This is a genomic window from Sphingobium sp. B8D3B (assembly GCF_025961875.1).
GTDB lineage: Bacteria > Pseudomonadota > Alphaproteobacteria > Sphingomonadales > Sphingomonadaceae > Sphingobium.
In genome coordinates this window covers 2,001,687-2,017,553 of sequence record NZ_JAOQON010000001.1, presented here as the reverse complement: position 1 = coordinate 2,017,553, position 15,867 = coordinate 2,001,687, and the positions used below count along the sequence as shown (strand labels likewise).

The window sequence follows — 15,867 nt, the reverse complement described above, 5'->3', positions numbered from 1 at the left end:
GCGGGATCAGACCCGCATCGGCATGAGCACGTAAAGCGCCGGGGCCTTCTCATTCTCGCGGATGAGCGTCGGCGCGGCAGCGTCGGCGAGGTGGACCTCCACCGAGTCGCCTTCGACCTGTCCGAGAATGTCGAGCAGATAGCGGGCGTTGAAGCCGATCTCGATGGGCGCGGCGCTGTAGTCGCCGGGTACTTCCTCGGCAGCAGTGCCGTTTTCCGGGCTGGTGACGGAGAGGGTGATCTTGTCCTTCTCCAGCGCCATCTTCACGGCGCGGGTCTTCTCGGTGGCGATGGTCGCCACGCGGTCCACGCCTTCCTCGAAGCTGCGCGGATCGATCTTGAGCAGCTTGTCGTTGCCGGTCGGGATCACGCGGCTGTAATCCGGGAAGGTGCCGTCGATCAGCTTGCTGGTCAGCACCGCATTGCCAAGGTCGAAGCGGATCTTGGTGGGCGAGAGGTCGATGCGCACGCTGCCGTCCACTTCGTCGAGCAGCTTGCGCAGCTCGGCGATGCATTTGCGCGGAATGATGATGTCCGGCATGTTCTCTGCGCCATCCGGGCGGGCGAGCGTCACGCGGGCGAGGCGGTGGCCATCGGTCGCGGCGGCCTTCAGCACCGGGGCGGGGTCTTCCGCGACGTGCAGGAAGATGCCGTTCAGATAATAGCGCGTCTCCTCGGTGGAGATGGCAAAGCGCGTCTTGTCGATGATCTGGATGAGCGAGGCGGCCGGCAGCTCGAAGCTGGTGGGCAGCGCGCCTTCCGCGATGATCGGAAAGTCGTCGCGCGGCAGGGTCTGCAGGTTGAAGCGCGCACGCCCGGCTTGCACGAGCATCTTGCCCTCGGCCGCTTCCAGGCGGACCTGGCTGCCCTCGGGCAGCTTGCGCGCGATGTCGAACAGGGTGTGGGCCGAGACCGTGGTGGCGCCCGGCGTTTCCACCTGCGCCTGCACATTCTCGACGATCTGCAGATCGAGGTCGGTGGCCATCAGCTTGATGGCGCCGTCGCCGGTCGCGTCGATCAGCACGTTCGAGAGAATCGGGATCGTGTTGCGCCGCTCCACGACCGACTGGACATGGCCGAGGCTCTTCAGGAGCGTCGCACGTTCGATGGTGGCCTTCATCCCTCTGGTGTCCGTTTCTTATCCGGTTGATGGAGTCGGAGCGAAGGAGTCCGCTCTTGGAGCCTCTTTCCTTATCGAAATTGCCGCATGGGGCAAGTCGCCCCGAGAAAAAAGCGCGCGTCCACCCGGCGCTGTCTTGTGTTCGCGGGCGCGTTACGCTTTGTCCGGCGGCATGACGCTCACCCGCCCTGTCCGCGCGCTCGCTCTGCTGCTGATCGGCGCCGCGCTTGCCGCGGCCGGCAACGCGCGGGCGCGGGACGTGCTTGGCGTGTTCGAGGGCTGGGGCGCGTTCCGGGATCCGAACGCCCAGCGCTGCTTTGCCATGGCCCAGCCGATGGCCGGGGGCTGGGAAGCATCGCCCTGGCGTCCGTTCGCCGCCATTGGCTACTGGCCCCGCGCCGGGCTACGCGGGCAGGTGAATATTCGCCTCAGCCATCAACTTGCCAAGGATACGCACGCGGTTCTTTCCCTCGGCGGCAGGCAGTTCGCGCTGGTTGGGTCCGAAGCGGATGTCTGGGCGGCGGACCCAGCAAGCGATGCGGCAATCATCGCCGCGATGCGCACCAACCGGACGATGAGCATATCCGGGCGGGCACGGGCAGGCGGGCGCTTTACCGATCGCTATGCCCTGAGCGGTGCCGCCACCGCCATCGATGCGGCGGCGCTGGGCTGCGCGCGGCAACCTTAAGCGCTGCTTTCCCGGACCGCCCCCGCGTTGACAGCGCTCTTGTTGCATTGCAGCATGTGGCGCATCGTCCGGGGAGACCATGCTTCATGTTCTATCGCCACGCCCTAGGGGCAGTCATTGGCTGCCTGATCGCCGCCCCACTGGCTGCGCAACTGCCCGACCCATCCCCTGAGCGGATCAATGCCTGGTGGGGCCATGTCGAGGAAATTGCCAGCGACGCCAATGAAGGGCGCGGAGCCGGCACGCCGGGCTATGATCGCGCGGCCGATTATGTCGTCGAGTCCTTTCGCAAGCTTGGGGCGCGGGCGGCGGGAACGGACGGCTATTTTCAGCGTGTCGATCTGGTCGAGCAGCGCTTCGATCAGCCGGCGAGCACGGCGGTGCTCAAGCGCGCGTCGGGCGATGTGGTTCTGGCGACCCCGCAGGATCTGTTCTTCCGTGGCAACACGCCCATGCCGGCCAGCATCGACGCGCCGCTCGTCTTTGCCGGCTATGGCCTCTCCATAGCTGAGGCCGGTCACGACGATTTCGCGGGGATCGACGTCAAGGGCAAGGTGGTGGTCGTGCTGTCCGGCGGCCCAGCCGACATTTCGGGCGCGCTGAAGTCCGATGCGCGCTCGGCGCGCGCGAAGCTGCTCGCTGAGCGTGGTGCCCTGGGAATGATTGCGCTCACCACCCCCAAACAGGTCGAGATCCGGTGGGATCGGCAGGTCGGCAATGCGAGCCTTTCCTCCATGTTTCTGGCCGATCCGGCCCTGCGCGATGTCTCGGTGCCCTTCATGATGGCAACCCTCTCGCCGGAAAAGGCCGGCCTGCTGTTCGAGGGCACGGGGCAGAGCTTCGAGGCGCTGTCCGCCCTGTCGGACGCATCGGCGCCGCTGCCCGTCTTCGATCTGCCGGGCCGTTTTGCGGCAACGATCAAGGCGACTCAAAAGCCGCTCACCAGCAACAACATCATCGCGGTCTTGCCCGGATCGGACCCGGCACTGGCCTCGGAATATGTCGTCCTTTCGGCGCATCTGGACGGCTATGGCATCGGAACACCGGTCAATGGCGATGCCATCTATAACGGGGCGTTCGATAATGCCGTCGGCGTCGCCAGCATGATCGAGGCGGCCAGGGCATTGGCGGCGGCGCCCCGGAAGACCCGCCGCTCAATCCTGTTCGCCATCATCACCGCAGAAGAGAAGGGCCTGCTCGGCTCGCGCTATTTCGCCAATCGTCCGACGGTGCCGGCCGGCTCGATCGTGGCGAACATCAATCTGGACATGCCGCTGCCGATCTTTCCGCTGACCAGCATCACGCCCATCGGCTATGAGGAGAGCACGCTTGGCGCTCATGCGCAGGCGGTGAGCGAGGCGATGGGCCTACCCATCGTCCCGGACCCCAAGCCGGATCGCAACGTGTTCATCCGGTCGGATCAATATAGCTTCATAAAGCAGGGCATCCCGGCGCTCTTCCCCAAATATGGTTTCAAGCTCGGGACGCCGGAAGAGGCGGTGGAGGCCGCGTGGCGCGCGAATATCTACCATTCTCCCCAGGATGATCTTCTGCAGCCGGTGATGAAGGCCGAGGGCGTGAAGCTGACCGACTATGTCATCGCGCTCACCCAGCGCGTCGCCGACGCGCCAGAGCGCCCGCGGTGGCTGGAGACGAGCTATTTCAAGCGCTTTGCGAACTAGTCGGCCCGTCGTCAGTCTCGTTCGCGGCGGACGATCGCGTAGGTTTTCGGGGCGAGATGGAGATCCCATTGCTGCCCCTGCGCATCGCGCGCGTCATCGACCTCCCAGCGATTGTCGTCGACGTCGAACTCGATTTCGTCCCAGCTCTTGAATCCCGCCTCGTGTAGCACAGCCGTGATGGCCTTCGCCTCGTCCGGGGTCGGGGCACGGTCCGCGGCGAAAGCGGGCGTCGCGCAGCCGAGCGAGGCCAGGGCAGCGAGGGAGAGCGGGAGCGCGAACTTCATGGATCAATCCTCCGATAGGCGCCGAAGGATTCCACGGCGAATGGCGTACGTGGAATGATCTGCCTCGGGCGCGGTGGGGCGTCCGACATCACGCTTGCCAGCAAGCGCCAGAGGGGCCCGGACGACCAGAGCGTAACGGCTCCTTGCTCGCCGGGTTCCCGCAACGACGGGAAATCCGGTTTCGTATGGGGATGGTCTGCCGGCATCGGGGTTGGTGAACGCCACTGGCGCAAGCTCCAACATGCGATTATATGCGCCCCCATGCCCCACACTGCGACGCCCCTCATGCCGATCCCCGGCCATGTCGATCCTGTGCCGGTCCCCCGCGCCATCACGCCGCGCGAGGACGGGCGGGTCGATCTCGTTGGTCTCTCCCGCGCCCAGATCAAGGCTGAGCTGAGTACGGCCGGTCTCGATGAGAAGCAGGCGAAGCTGCGCGCCAAGCAGCTCTTCCACTGGCTCTATCATCGCGGTGAGACCGACTTCGAGCGCATGACCGATCTGGCCAAGCCGATGCGGGGCTGGATGGCCGAGCGCTTCATCGTCGGGCGGCCCAATGTGGTGGAAGCGCAGATCAGCTCGGACGGCACGCGCAAATGGCTGCTGCGTTCCGACGACGCGCAGGATTATGAAATGGTCTTCATCCCCGATGCGGACCGGGGGACGCTGTGCGTGTCCAGCCAGGTCGGCTGCACGCTCAATTGTCGCTTCTGCCATACCGGCACGATGCGTCTGGTGCGCAATCTGACGCCCGGCGAGATCGTCGGGCAGGTGATGCTCGCGCGCGATGCCCTTGGCGAGTGGCCAAAGGGCAGCATGGCCGGCTTCGGCGAGGTCGAAGAGGAAGAAGACGACGACGCGCCGCAGTACAGCCCGGACGGGCGCCTGCTCACCAACATCGTGATGATGGGCATGGGCGAGCCGCTCTATAATTTCGAGCATGTGCGCGATGCGCTCAAGGTGGTGATGGATGGCGACGGGCTGGCGCTCTCCAAGCGCCGCATCACGCTCTCCACCAGCGGCGTGGTGCCGATGATGGCGCGCGCTGGCGAGGAAATCGGCGTCAATTTGGCCGTGTCGCTTCATGCCGTCACCAAGGAGGTGCGCGACGAGATCGTGCCGCTCAACCGCAAGTTCGGGCTGGAAGAGCTGCTGCAGGCCTGTGCCGACTATCCCGGCGCCAATAATGCCCGTCGCATCACGTTCGAATATGTGATGCTCAAGGACAAGAATGACAGCGATGAGGATGCGCGCGAGCTGGTCCGCCTGCTGCGCCACTATCGTCTGCCGGCGAAGGTGAACCTCATTCCCTTCAACCCGTGGCCCGGCGCGCCCTATGAGTGCTCAACCCCGGAGCGGATCAGGCGCTTCTCAGACATCGTGTTCGAGGCGGGCATTTCCGCGCCGGTGCGCACGCCGCGCGGTCGCGACATCATGGCGGCATGTGGCCAGCTCAAGTCCGCCAGCGAAAAGAAGAGCCGCGCCGAGCTGGATCGGCTCGCGGCCGAGAAGCAGGCCGCGCTCGGCTGAGCCAAGGGTTCAGCCGGGGCGCTTCATCAGGAACTGTGTGTCGGGCCGGATCTCGTAATAGTCAGCCGGACCTCCGCCCCGCGCCACTGGCACCGCATCGGTGGTGCGATAGATGCCGTGATGCAGGCAGGCCGGATCGATGTGGATGTGGACCACTTCGCCAAACACCATGACATTGCCGGTTTGCGCGCCGGAAAGGCCACGCAGCGGCAGTATGTCTGTCACCCGGCATTCGAACTGCACCGGACTGGCCGCGACGCGCGGTGCCGCGATCTCCGCCGAGGCGAGCGGTTCCAGCCCAGCGAGCGTGAATTCGTCGATGTCTGGCGCGACCTCTGCAGATGTGGCGTTCATCGCCTCAGCCAGGGAGCGGCCGACCAGATTCCAGGTGAAGACGCCGGTCGCACGGGCGTTGGTCAGGCTGTCCTTCACGCCGCTGGATGAGAAGCCGATGATCGGCGGGCTGTAGGCGAAGAGATTGAAGAAGCTGTAGGGCGCGAGATTGGGCACACCGGTCGCGCTGACCGTCCCGATCCACCCGATGGGCCTCGGCGCGACGATGGCATTCAGCGGATTGTGCGCCAGCCCATGGCCATCGGCCGGGCGGTAGCTGTGGAAGCTGGGGGTGGTCATGATCGTCTCATCTCCGATGGGCCGAGGCAGCGGAATAGCAGATGGAACGGTCAGGGAAAGCGCCCGCTCTTCGTGAAAGGGGGTGACCGAACGATCCGCCGCGCTATAAACGCGCGCCATGAGAATATTGGGTCGCCTGCTCGGCAAGATCATCAGTCAGGGCACATTGACCATCCGCTATGCGGATGGGTCGCAGGAAGTGTTGGGAACAGCCGTGAGGGGCTGGCCGGACGTCGCCATCCGCTTCACCGATGATGCCGCCGCACGCGCCATCCTCACCAATCCGGCGCTCGGCGCGGCCGAAGGGTTTATGGATGGCAAGCTCATCATCGAGCAGGGCAGCATCTGGAACCTGATCATGCTGGTCGCGGCCAATTCGCCTTTGGAAAGCGGCAAGACGCTCGATGAGCCGAGCTTGCTCGGCTGGCTGGGAGAGCGGATCAAGCACTGGCGCGACAATTACAACAAGCGCAGTCGCTCCAAGGCCAATGTCGCGCATCACTACGACCTGTCGGACAAGCTCTACGCGCTGTTCCTCGACAAGGACCGGCAATATAGCTGCGCCTACTTTACCGACCCCGATGCCGTGAGCCTGGAGCAGGCGCAGATCGACAAGAAGGCGCATATCGCCGCCAAGCTCGATCTGAAGTCCGGTCAGCAGGTGCTGGATATCGGTTGCGGCTGGGGCGGCATGGCCCTTTATCTCAACCGCGTGGCGGATGTGGACGTGCTTGGCGTCACTTTGTCCGAGGAGCAGCTCAAAGTCGCGCGGCGCCGGGCGCAGGAGGCGGGCGTCGCCGATCGCGTCCGGTTCGAGCTGATCGATTATCGCGATGTGAACGGCACGTTCGATCGCATCGTCTCGGTCGGCATGTTCGAGCATGTCGGCGTGCGCCATTATCGCGAGTTCTTCCGCACCTGCCATAACCTGCTGAAGCCGGACGGGGTGATGCTGCTGCACACCATCGGCCGCCTCAATGGCCCGTCATCGACGGATGGCTTCATGCGCAAATATATCTTCCCCGGCGGTTACGCCCCGGCGTTGTCGGAGATCATGGAAGGCAGCGAGCCCAACCGCCTGCTGCTGACCGACATCGAAGTGCTGCGCATGCATTATTACTATACGCTCGAGCATTGGTATCAGCGCACGCTTGCGGCGAAGACGGAGATCGTCGCCCTGTATGACGAGCGCTTCTTCCGCATGTGGACCTTCTATCTGGCGGCGGCAGCGTCCGGCTTCCTCTATGGCAGCCAGACGATCTACCAGCTCCAGTTCGTCCGCAATCGCCACACTCTGCCGATCACGCGAGACTATATGGCGCAGGCCGAGGCACGCTATCGCGCCAAGGGCTGATCCTTGATCGAAAATCTAGCTTTCAATAACGAAGTTTAATCGCTGTTTCAGGCGGCCGCTGTTCGATAATCTCCCCTCAATGAATTTTGATCGGGAAGGATATTGAAATGGACGCGAAAACAAGTGGTTCGCCGTCGGGTTGCCCGATGAAGACGTCCGCAGCCATGCGCTCGCTGCTGGGCCGCACCAATCGGGACTGGTGGCCCAACCAGCTCTCGCTCGAAATTCTCCAGCGAAACGGTCTCTCCACTGACCCGATGGGGGACGATTTCGACTATGCCGCAGCATTCAAGACGCTGGATTATGAGGCCGTCAAACGCGACCTCCATGCGTTGATGACGGACAGCCAGCCCTGGTGGCCGGCGGATTACGGCCATTATGGCCCGTTCTTCATCCGCATGGCGTGGCACTCGGCGGGCACCTATCGCACCGGTGACGGTCGCGGTGGCGCCAATAGCGGGCAGCAGCGCTTCGCCCCGCTCAACAGCTGGCCGGACAACGCCAATCTGGACAAGGCTCGCCGGCTGCTCTGGCCGATCAAGCAGAAATATGGCGCCAAGCTGAGCTGGGCGGACCTGATGATCCTCGCCGGCAATGTCGCGATCGAATCGATGGGCGGGCCGGTCTTCGGCTTCGGCGGCGGCCGGGCCGACGTGTTCGAGCCGGAGAAGGACATCTACTGGGGCACCGAGGAGCAGTGGGTGGGCCAGGAAGGCAATCTCACCCGCATTGACGAGGCTGAGGGCCGCGCGCTGGAAGACCCGCTCGCCGCGATCCAGATGGGCCTCATCTACGTCAACCCGGAAGGGCCGGGCGGCAATCCCGATCCGCTCCAGTCCGCACGGGACATTCGCGAGACGTTCAAGCGCATGGGCATGGACGATGAAGAGACAGCTGCCCTGACGGCCGGTGGCCACACCTTCGGCAAGGCGCATGGCGCGGGCGATGCCTCCAAGATCGGCGCCGAGCCGGAAGGCGCAGACATCGCGCAGCAGGGCCTGGGCTGGCAGTCGAGCCATGAGAGCGGCATCGGCGATCATACGATCACCAGCGGCATCGAAGGCGCGTGGACGCCGACGCCGATCAGCTGGGACATGAGCTATTTCGACATGTTGCTCGACCACGAGTATGAGCTGGTGCGCAGCCCTGCCGGCGCGAAACAGTGGCAACCGGTCGGCAATCCGCCCGAGACGCTGGCGCCGGCCGCGCACAACCCTGCCAAGCATGTGCCGACGATGATGACCACGGCGGACATGGCGTTCAAGATGGACCCGGCCTATCGAGCGATCATGGAGAAATTCCGCGCGAACCCGGACTATTTCGCGGATTGCTTCGCACGGGCCTGGTTCAAGCTGTGCCACCGCGACATGGGGCCGAAGGCGCGCTATCTCGGCCCCGAGGTGCCGGTGGAAGACCTGATCTGGCAGGATCCGATCCCCAAGGCCGACTATGCGCCGATCGACGCCGCCGATGTGGCAGCGCTCAAGGAGAAGATCGCGGCATCGGGCCTGTCCGTGGCCGAGCTGGTCACCACCGCTTGGGCCTCGGCCTCCACCTATCGCGGCTCGGACCATCGCGGCGGCGCCAATGGCGCGCGCATCCGCCTTGCGCCGCAGAAGGACTGGGAAGTCAATCAACCGGCGCAACTGGCCCGCGTCCTGAATGTCTATGAGGGAATCAAGGCAGACTTCGACGCGACGGCATCGGGCGGGAAGAAGGTGAGCATTGCCGATCTGATCGTGCTGGGCGGCAGCGTCGGCATCGAGCAGGCCGCCAAGGCCGCGGGGCGCACGGTGACGGTGCCGTTCATCCCCGGCCGAACGGATGCCGTGCAGGACTGGACCGATGCCGAGAGCTTCGCCGTGCTGGAGCCCAAGGCAGACGGCTTCCGCAATTATCTGCAGGTGCGCTTCAGCGTGCCGACCGAGGAGCTGATGATCGACCGCGCCCAGCTGCTGCGCCTGAGCGCGCCGGAGATGACGGTGCTGGTCGGCGGGCTGCGCGTGCTCGGTGCCAATCACAATGGCCGCAAGGAAGGCGTGCTGACGGATCGTCCCGGCCAGCTGACCAACGACTTCTTCGTCAACCTGCTCAACATGGGCACGGCGTGGAAGGAAGTCGATGATCGCGGGGACGAGGTGTTCGTCGGCACCTGCCGCAAGACGGATACGGAGAAATGGACCGCGACCCGCACCGATCTGGTGTTCGGATCGAACTCCCAGCTGCGGGCGCTGTCAGAGGTCTACGCGTCGTCCGACGCTGCCGACAAGTTCGTCGCCGACTTCATCGCGGCCTGGGTGAAGGTGATGAACGCCGACCGGTTCGATCTCTCGGCATAATCCTCCTTCCATGACGGATGCTTCGCCGCCCGGCTCCAGAGATGGGGCCGGGCGGTTCGTTTGAGGCAGGCGCAAAGCTGCCGTGGTCTGCCGGATGCTGGGGGATGTCGGGAGGCGATAGCTGCCCCGGCAGGAGGGGGGTGCCGGGGCAGCAGGTGCTCGCGCGGCCGTGGGGAACCGGCGAGCAATGGACGCAGGCTGCAGGCTGCGTTCCGATGCTGACAATAATGCCACCCGTTCAAGAACGAAAATCGATTAAAGTCGTCTCAATGATCGATCTTACCGATGATGGGCAGCCCGCGTGCAGCGGATTGGCGCGCCCGGCGTCCCTCACAGGTTGCGCGTTTTGAGCGACGCTGATAGGCGACCGGCCTGATCCTCGACCTCCAGTTCGAAAGACCCCTGTCGCCATGTCCGACACCATCAAGCGCGTTGTTCTCGCCTATTCCGGTGGCCTCGATACCAGCGTCATCCTCAAGTGGCTGCAAATCCATTATGGCTGCGAGGTCGTGACCTTCACGGCCGATCTGGGACAGGGCGAGGAGCTGGAGCCGGCCCGGCAGAAGGCGCTGAATGCCGGCGTGAAGCCCGAGCACATCTTCATCGACGATCTGCGCGAGGAATTCGTGCGGGATTATGTCTTCCCGATGATGCGCGCCAACGCCATGTATGAGGGGCTGTATCTGCTCGGCACCTCCATCGCGCGGCCGCTGATCGCCAAGCGCCAGATCGAGATTGCCAAGATGGTCGGGGCCGATGCCGTGTCTCACGGCGCGACCGGCAAGGGGAATGACCAGGTGCGGTTCGAGCTTGGTTATTATGCGCTCCAGCCGGATATCAAGGTCATCGCGCCGTGGCGCGAATGGGATCTGACCTCGCGCACCAAGCTCATCGAATGGGCCGAGCAGCACCAGATCATGGTGCCCAAGGACAAGCGCGGCGAAGCGCCGTTCTCCACTGACGCCAACATGCTGCACACCTCCTCGGAAGGCAAAGTGCTTGAAGATCCGTGGGAAGAGGTGCCGGATTATGTCTATTCGCGCACCGTCAATCCCGAGGATGCGCCGGACACGCCGGAATATATCACCGTCGATTTCGAGAAGGGCGACGGCACGGCCCTCAATGGCCAGGCGATGAGTCCCGCCACGCTGCTGGAAGCCCTCAACGAACTGGGGCGCAAGCACGGCATCGGCCGGCTCGATCTGGTCGAGAACCGCTTCGTCGGCATGAAGTCGCGCGGCATGTACGAGACGCCGGGCGGCACGATCTATGCGCTCGCGCATCGCGGCATCGAGCAGTTGACGCTGGATCGCGGCGCCGCCCACCTCAAGGACGAACTGGCGCCGCGCTATGCGGAACTGGTCTATAACGGCTTCTGGTTCTCACCCGAGCGCGAGATGCTGCAGGCGGCAATCGACCACAGCCAGCTGAAGGTTGCGGGCACGGTCCGCCTCAAGCTCTATAAGGGCAGCTGCATCGTCGTGGGCCGCAAGTCGCCCAATTCGCTCTACAGCGAGAAGGTCGTGACGTTCGAGGATGATGCGGGCGCCTATGATCAGCGGGATGCGGCTGGCTTCATCAAGCTCAACGCCCTGCGTCTGCGCTTGCTCGGGCGCCGCGATATTTAAGGAATGTGGGCCGGCCGCGTCCGGCCCCACTTTCTGCGCGCAAAAGCGCGTTCAGGCCGGCGTCAGCTCTGGGCCGAGCCCCAGAACAGAACGACCGCCATCACAATCACCGCAAGCACGAGCGAGATGCTCAGCACATAACGGACGATGTGCGGCGTCTGGCCGGCACGGGCGTCTTCGGTGGTCTTGTGAACCTCATCTTCCATCTGAGAACTCCTTTCAATTGAGCCAACGCGCGATGTTGGAGGGTCGTTCCTGAGCATCGGTCGCCTCGGAGTTCCCAAAAGGGAAATGCGCTGGCGCTGAGCCCCTCAAAATGCGTCGCTGCGCACCCACACGCTCACGCTTCCGCCATTCACCCGCGCGGTCAGCCGTCCCTCGTCGTCCGACCAGATTTCTTCCTCGCAATGCCCGAGATAATCGCGGAAGCCCGCGCCGGCATGGTCCGGGCCGAGATCGAAGACCTTGGTGGCATCGCCCGCATTGGTGAGCAGCACGACGCAGCCCGGCGCATCCCCGGTGCCGTGGCGGATGAAGCCGATGGCATGGGGGTCGTCGAACAGGTCGGTCTGCGGGCCATGCGCGAAACGCTGCCGCGCTTCGATCAGCTTCTCGAGGCCGTCAATCGGCGGCATCTCGACCTCATGAGTCTCGCCATCGCCGCCCGTATCCTTGTACCGCGCGCCATAGAGATCGGGATAGAACACGCACGGCACCCCGGCGTCGCGCAGCAGGATCAGCGCATAAGCCAGCGGGCGGAACCAGGTCTCGACGGGTGCTTCCATGGCCTGCAGCGCCTGGGTGTCGTGGTTCGCGACGATCGTCACAGCTCGGTCCGGGGCCACCGCCACCAGCGAACCGTCGAAGATCGTCCGCATGTCAAATGCGTCGCCCGCGCACGAGGCCTCGTGAAAGCGGTGATGCAGGGCGACGTCGAACAGAGCGAGCTGATGATCGACGCGGTCGAGATAGGTCTGCAGGGCGGTCATGTCCGGGTGCCAATATTCGGCGACCACGAACAGGTCGTCCGCCACGCTCTCCCGCATATGTCCCACCCAGTCACGGAAGAACCAGGCCGGGATATGCTTGGCGGCATCGAGCCGGAAGCCATCGACCGGAAGCTGCTCGGCCAGCCAGCGGCCCCAATATTTCAGCTCCTCGTAGACGGCGTTGTTGCGGAACTCGATGTCCGATCCCATCAGATAATCGAAGTTGCCGAGTTCCTCGTCCACCTCCGCGTTCCACTCGCCATCGCCATAGTCGTTGACGAGCTTGAAGACGCCATTTTCATTGGGCTCGTCGAGATGGTCCACGCCGCTGAAGCAGCGGGCATCCCAGATGAACTTGGAATGGGCGCCATTGCGCCCCGGGAAGGTGAAGCGCGTATAGGCGCGCGCCTCGAAAGCCTCGTCCTCGATCTCGGTGCGGTTATCCGCATTGACCCGGCGCACGCGCACCTGCTCCGTCTCGTCCCCGCCCATCTTGTGATTGAAGACAACGTCGTGGATCACCCGCAATCCGGCATCGCGCAGGGCGGCGCAGGCCCGTTCGAGCGCGGCGCGATCGCCATATTTCGTGGCCACCGTGCCCTTCTGGTCGAACTCGCCGAGGTCGAACAGGTCATAGGCATCGTACCCAACCGAATAGCCGCCTGCCGCCCCCTTGCCGGCCGGGGGCAGCCAGACATCGGTGATGCCGATCTCCGCCAGGCTCGCGCTCTTGTCAGCCACCTCGTCCCAATGCAGCCCTCCATCCTGCGTGTACCAATGGAAGAACTGGATCAGGGTGCGTGGCGGCATAAAAGTCCGATCTTTGGCTATCGAGCCGAGGATCGGCTCCACGCCGTAACGAAGGTTGGCGGCGGACGTTCCAGCCACAGTGAAAGCGCCCACGCCGGGCGCTGAGGCACTGGGGTGGCCGAGATTAGCGCTTGGCTGCGAACACACCGCCGAGATCGATCAGCGTACCAGCGCTGTCGGTCTTCGAAAATTCGAACGTTCCGCCGACCTCTTCTGCTGCACCCCCAAAGAATCTTCCCGCGACCATGTCGCCAGTGTTGCCCAACCTGAACCCGGCGCCGGCAATCGATCCATTATTGGCGAAGTTCCCGAAGCCGGTTGCCGCGCCTCCGCCTACGGGCGTGCCCTCAAGGGTCAGGCTGCTCGAAAGCGAGCCTGTACCGAAATTCGCTGTCAGGCTTGCCTGTCCGGTCAGGTCATAATCGGTAACGACTGACGGGTTGACGCCGTTGAACGCGTTCGTCTTCGTTCGCCCGAAGCCGAGTGCGATGCCACCATATTGGGCGCTCCCGCTGCGGGGCATCCGGACGGAATCGGTCTGCTGGCCGAACGCGATGTAATGGCGTTCCTCGAAGCTTGGGGACGACGGGCGGCTATCAACGACTATTGCCAAGCTGGTATAGCTGAGCGCCAGCACTGTATTGCCTGCCACGGGTTTGAGCAGGGTCGCCCTGTAGTCCACGCCATTCATGGCGCCTTGATATACGTCGAACCCATCATCGCTCGCACCCGCGCTCCGGTTGGCGGAAGACAGGGTGGCGACGTAGGTGGTCGAGGGCGTCAGATGCACATCGCGGAAAGACAGGCTATAAGTTGCCGTCGCGGGATCATAGCTGACCTGCACTGTCTCGCCCGTGACCATGGATGATGAACGTGGCTTAACCGCGGAGAACGCGAAATCGGTGGGGCTGGTCAGTTCGCTGATTTTTGGCACGGCGAATATCGCGGCGGAGTCGCTACCGCCTGCGAATGTACCCACCGCTGTCCCACCACTCCCATCCGTGGCGGAGAACGCCGCGCCGATCTCCTCAGCATTGGGGCCGTAGAAGCGCCCCCGATGCGTGCCGGTATAGGCCCCGAGTCCGTCGAAGCTGATCGACCCAGTAAAACTGTTCGTGCTGCTTGATATGATACCGTTCAAGTTAAAGGTACCGGTGCCGTCGTAGGAGAGAAGATTAATCTGCTCCTGGCCGTATATGCGCGTGCTGCCGGATGCCGTCATGCTGCCGGTCGCAAAATCCGCCTGTAAAAGGCCGAAGCCGTTGATATAGGCGAGGTTGGAAAAGTCGGCGTCGGCGACCGTCGCACTCAGACCGATGGCATAGCCGCCCAAGCCGGTCCGGGGGACGCTCGCGTCGGGGGTGTTGATGCCAAAGACGAACTGCTCCATCCGGTAGTCGAGCAGACCGCCGGAACCCACGCTTCGCCTCCACCTGTGCGATGTCACATATCGAAGATTAGTAAAGGTCGCATAGTCATAGCCGTCCAGCGTTTGCCTGGGCGTAGTGTCGCGTAATGCCTCTTGTGTCGAGCCGAACGAGATATCGCTCCTAGCCCGAAAATACTGCGAATGGTCAGTCCCAATCAGCGTGTAGTCGTTGCTGGCGGCCGCGTAATTGACGATCAGTGCGGACGATTCCGAGCTACTTCCGGAGAATCCAGATCCGATAGTCCCATTATAGTTCTGCAAAGTCGTGGTCAGTCTCGCTGAATCGGCAGCGAAGAAATCATTGACCGACAGCGGCTTGGTTGTCGTATTTGCAGTGGTCACCGTCGAGCCGCGTCCGGCGATGGCGCCGATCATGATATCGAGCCCAGTCTTCGCCGAGACGGCTGCGCCGATCTCCTGCGCATTGGGGCCAAAGAAGCGACCATCCAGCGTGCCCTGAAACACTCCGAAGTCGTCGATGCGAAACGTGCCGGAAAAGCTGTTGCTGCTACTCGACAGACGCGCCTCACTGGAGAAGGGTGCGTTGGCGGAAAAGGGAGTGACTGCTGTGCCATGCGTGACGATGGCGCCGGTCGCGAAATCGACCTGAGTCAAGCCTTGCCCGGTTATGCCCGTTGCGGTGCTGCCTATTGTCCGCGCTCCGATCAAATCGACCGCATACTCGCTGCGGCCAGTGCGCGGGACGGCGCCGTTCGGCGTCGCTGCGCCATAGGCAAAGGCGTCTAGAGAACCCGAGACAACCACTGCGCCGGTCGTCGTGCTTTGCCAGAACCCGCTGCCGACATAGCGATAGGTGAAGCGGCCTGATATGCCAGCCTTTGTCAGCGTCAGAGAATCCGTCGTTGGCCCGCTCGTCTTGACATAGACGGACAATGTCGCGGTCGATTGGCTCGTGTCCAGATTTTCGGGCAGGAATGTCTGGCTGCGTCCTCCCACCGCGATCGTATAGCCATTGCTAGCCTTGTCATACCAGACAAGGGCCGAGGCCGACGTTGCTGCCACCGTCGGTGTGGCACCATCAAACGGAACGCTGCTCCTGCCGGTGGCTGCGCTGTTCACGAAGGACTCGGTTTCGAGCGCACTGAGCAGATCGTCATTTGCGCCGGTCGGCGGCGGCGTCGGAGTAGGTGTCGGGGTAGGAGTAGGAGTAGGAGTAGGAGTAGGAGTAGGAGTAGGAGTAGGAGTAGGAGTAGGAGTAGGAGTAGGAGTAGGAGTAGGAGTAGGAGTAGGAGTAGGAGTAGGAGTAGGAGTAGGCACTGGCGTCGAATGAACGCCGTCGCCGCTGCTCCCGCCGCATCCGGATAGCTGTAGCGCCAGTACGGACACCACGGCGATATGCTTAGCCTTCATAGCCCCCCCCA

Annotated in this window: 12 protein-coding genes; 6 read left to right on the top strand and 6 right to left on the bottom strand. The window is 63.6% G+C overall.

The features are described from left to right. Nucleotides 1–6: 6 nt before the first annotated feature. Nucleotides 7–1,119, bottom strand: a complete 1,113-nt coding sequence (gene dnaN, locus M2343_RS09490; protein WP_264576454.1) for a DNA polymerase III subunit beta — start codon at nucleotides 1,117–1,119, stop codon at nucleotides 7–9. Between the two features lie 172 nt (nucleotides 1,120–1,291). Between dnaN and M2343_RS09485 the strand changes: the two genes are divergently transcribed. Then, nucleotides 1,292–1,807 (top strand): hypothetical protein, encoded by a 516-nt coding sequence (locus M2343_RS09485; RefSeq protein ID WP_264576453.1) that lies wholly within the window; start codon nucleotides 1,292–1,294, stop codon nucleotides 1,805–1,807. A gap of 86 nt (nucleotides 1,808–1,893) precedes the next feature. Next, nucleotides 1,894–3,489, top strand: a complete 1,596-nt coding sequence (locus tag M2343_RS09480) for a M28 family metallopeptidase (RefSeq protein WP_264576452.1) — start codon at nucleotides 1,894–1,896, stop codon at nucleotides 3,487–3,489. 11 nt (nucleotides 3,490–3,500) lie between these two features. On the opposite strand, the gene M2343_RS09475 is transcribed toward M2343_RS09480, so the two are convergent. Beyond that, nucleotides 3,501–3,773 (bottom strand): PepSY domain-containing protein, encoded by a 273-nt coding sequence (locus tag M2343_RS09475; RefSeq protein WP_264576451.1) that lies wholly within the window; start codon nucleotides 3,771–3,773, stop codon nucleotides 3,501–3,503. Nucleotides 3,774–4,034: 261 nt separating this feature from the next. Here M2343_RS09475 and rlmN point away from each other — a divergent pair, with 261 nt between their 5' ends. Beyond that, complete coding sequence (gene rlmN, locus M2343_RS09470) at nucleotides 4,035–5,303, top strand: 23S rRNA (adenine(2503)-C(2))-methyltransferase RlmN (RefSeq protein WP_264576450.1); 1,269 nt, start codon at nucleotides 4,035–4,037, stop codon at nucleotides 5,301–5,303. Nucleotides 5,304–5,312: 9 nt separating this feature from the next. Here the strand turns inward: rlmN and M2343_RS09465 are convergent, their stop codons facing one another. After that, complete coding sequence (locus tag M2343_RS09465; protein WP_264576449.1) at nucleotides 5,313–5,936, bottom strand: flavin reductase family protein; 624 nt, start codon at nucleotides 5,934–5,936, stop codon at nucleotides 5,313–5,315. A 118-nt stretch (nucleotides 5,937–6,054) separates the two neighbouring features. On the opposite strand from M2343_RS09465, the gene M2343_RS09460 reads away from it, so the two are divergent. The 3 genes from M2343_RS09460 (at nucleotide 6,055) to M2343_RS09450 (ending at nucleotide 11,257) form a co-directional block, all read left to right on the top strand. Further along, nucleotides 6,055–7,290 (top strand): SAM-dependent methyltransferase, encoded by a 1,236-nt coding sequence (locus M2343_RS09460; protein WP_264576448.1) that lies wholly within the window; start codon nucleotides 6,055–6,057, stop codon nucleotides 7,288–7,290. A 107-nt stretch (nucleotides 7,291–7,397) separates the two neighbouring features. Continuing rightward, nucleotides 7,398–9,629 carry a catalase/peroxidase HPI gene (katG, locus tag M2343_RS09455; protein WP_264576447.1) on the top strand — a complete coding sequence of 744 codons (2,232 nt, stop codon included), beginning with the start codon at nucleotides 7,398–7,400 and terminating at the stop codon, nucleotides 9,627–9,629. 410 nt (nucleotides 9,630–10,039) lie between these two features. Beyond that, nucleotides 10,040–11,257 carry an argininosuccinate synthase gene (locus M2343_RS09450; protein WP_264572181.1) on the top strand — a complete coding sequence of 406 codons (1,218 nt, stop codon included), beginning with the start codon at nucleotides 10,040–10,042 and terminating at the stop codon, nucleotides 11,255–11,257. A 62-nt stretch (nucleotides 11,258–11,319) separates the two neighbouring features. Here M2343_RS09450 and M2343_RS09445 read toward each other — a convergent pair whose 3' ends face one another. From M2343_RS09445 to M2343_RS09435, 3 genes are all read right to left on the bottom strand, one after another. After that, on the bottom strand, nucleotides 11,320–11,463 hold the full coding sequence (locus M2343_RS09445) for a hypothetical protein (protein ID WP_181558843.1): 144 nt from the start codon (nucleotides 11,461–11,463) through the stop codon (nucleotides 11,320–11,322). A gap of 105 nt (nucleotides 11,464–11,568) precedes the next feature. Next, the gene (amyA, locus tag M2343_RS09440) at nucleotides 11,569–13,056 is read right to left on the bottom strand and encodes an alpha-amylase (protein ID WP_264576446.1); all 1,488 of its coding nucleotides are present in this window, start codon (nucleotides 13,054–13,056) and stop codon (nucleotides 11,569–11,571) included. A 124-nt stretch (nucleotides 13,057–13,180) separates the two neighbouring features. Continuing rightward, the gene (locus tag M2343_RS09435; RefSeq protein ID WP_264576445.1) at nucleotides 13,181–15,565 is read right to left on the bottom strand and encodes a transferrin-binding protein-like solute binding protein; all 2,385 of its coding nucleotides are present in this window, start codon (nucleotides 15,563–15,565) and stop codon (nucleotides 13,181–13,183) included. Nucleotides 15,566–15,867: the final 302 nt, after the last annotated feature.

Coding starts and splice junctions, on each gene's coding strand:
- M2343_RS09460 (WP_264576448.1), top strand. CDS start 6,055: ATGAGAATATTGGGTCGCCTGCTCGGCAAGATCATCAGTCAGGGCACA.
- M2343_RS09450 (WP_264572181.1), top strand. CDS start 10,040: ATGTCCGACACCATCAAGCGCGTTGTTCTCGCCTATTCCGGTGGCCTC.
- rlmN (WP_264576450.1), top strand. CDS start 4,035: ATGCCCCACACTGCGACGCCCCTCATGCCGATCCCCGGCCATGTCGAT.
- dnaN (WP_264576454.1), bottom strand. CDS start 1,119: ATGAAGGCCACCATCGAACGTGCGACGCTCCTGAAGAGCCTCGGCCAT.
- M2343_RS09445 (WP_181558843.1), bottom strand. CDS start 11,463: ATGGAAGATGAGGTTCACAAGACCACCGAAGACGCCCGTGCCGGCCAG.
- M2343_RS09465 (WP_264576449.1), bottom strand. CDS start 5,936: ATGACCACCCCCAGCTTCCACAGCTACCGCCCGGCCGATGGCCATGGG.
- M2343_RS09485 (WP_264576453.1), top strand. CDS start 1,292: ATGACGCTCACCCGCCCTGTCCGCGCGCTCGCTCTGCTGCTGATCGGC.
- katG (WP_264576447.1), top strand. CDS start 7,398: ATGGACGCGAAAACAAGTGGTTCGCCGTCGGGTTGCCCGATGAAGACG.
- M2343_RS09480 (WP_264576452.1), top strand. CDS start 1,894: ATGTTCTATCGCCACGCCCTAGGGGCAGTCATTGGCTGCCTGATCGCC.
- amyA (WP_264576446.1), bottom strand. CDS start 13,056: ATGCCGCCACGCACCCTGATCCAGTTCTTCCATTGGTACACGCAGGAT.
- M2343_RS09475 (WP_264576451.1), bottom strand. CDS start 3,773: ATGAAGTTCGCGCTCCCGCTCTCCCTCGCTGCCCTGGCCTCGCTCGGC.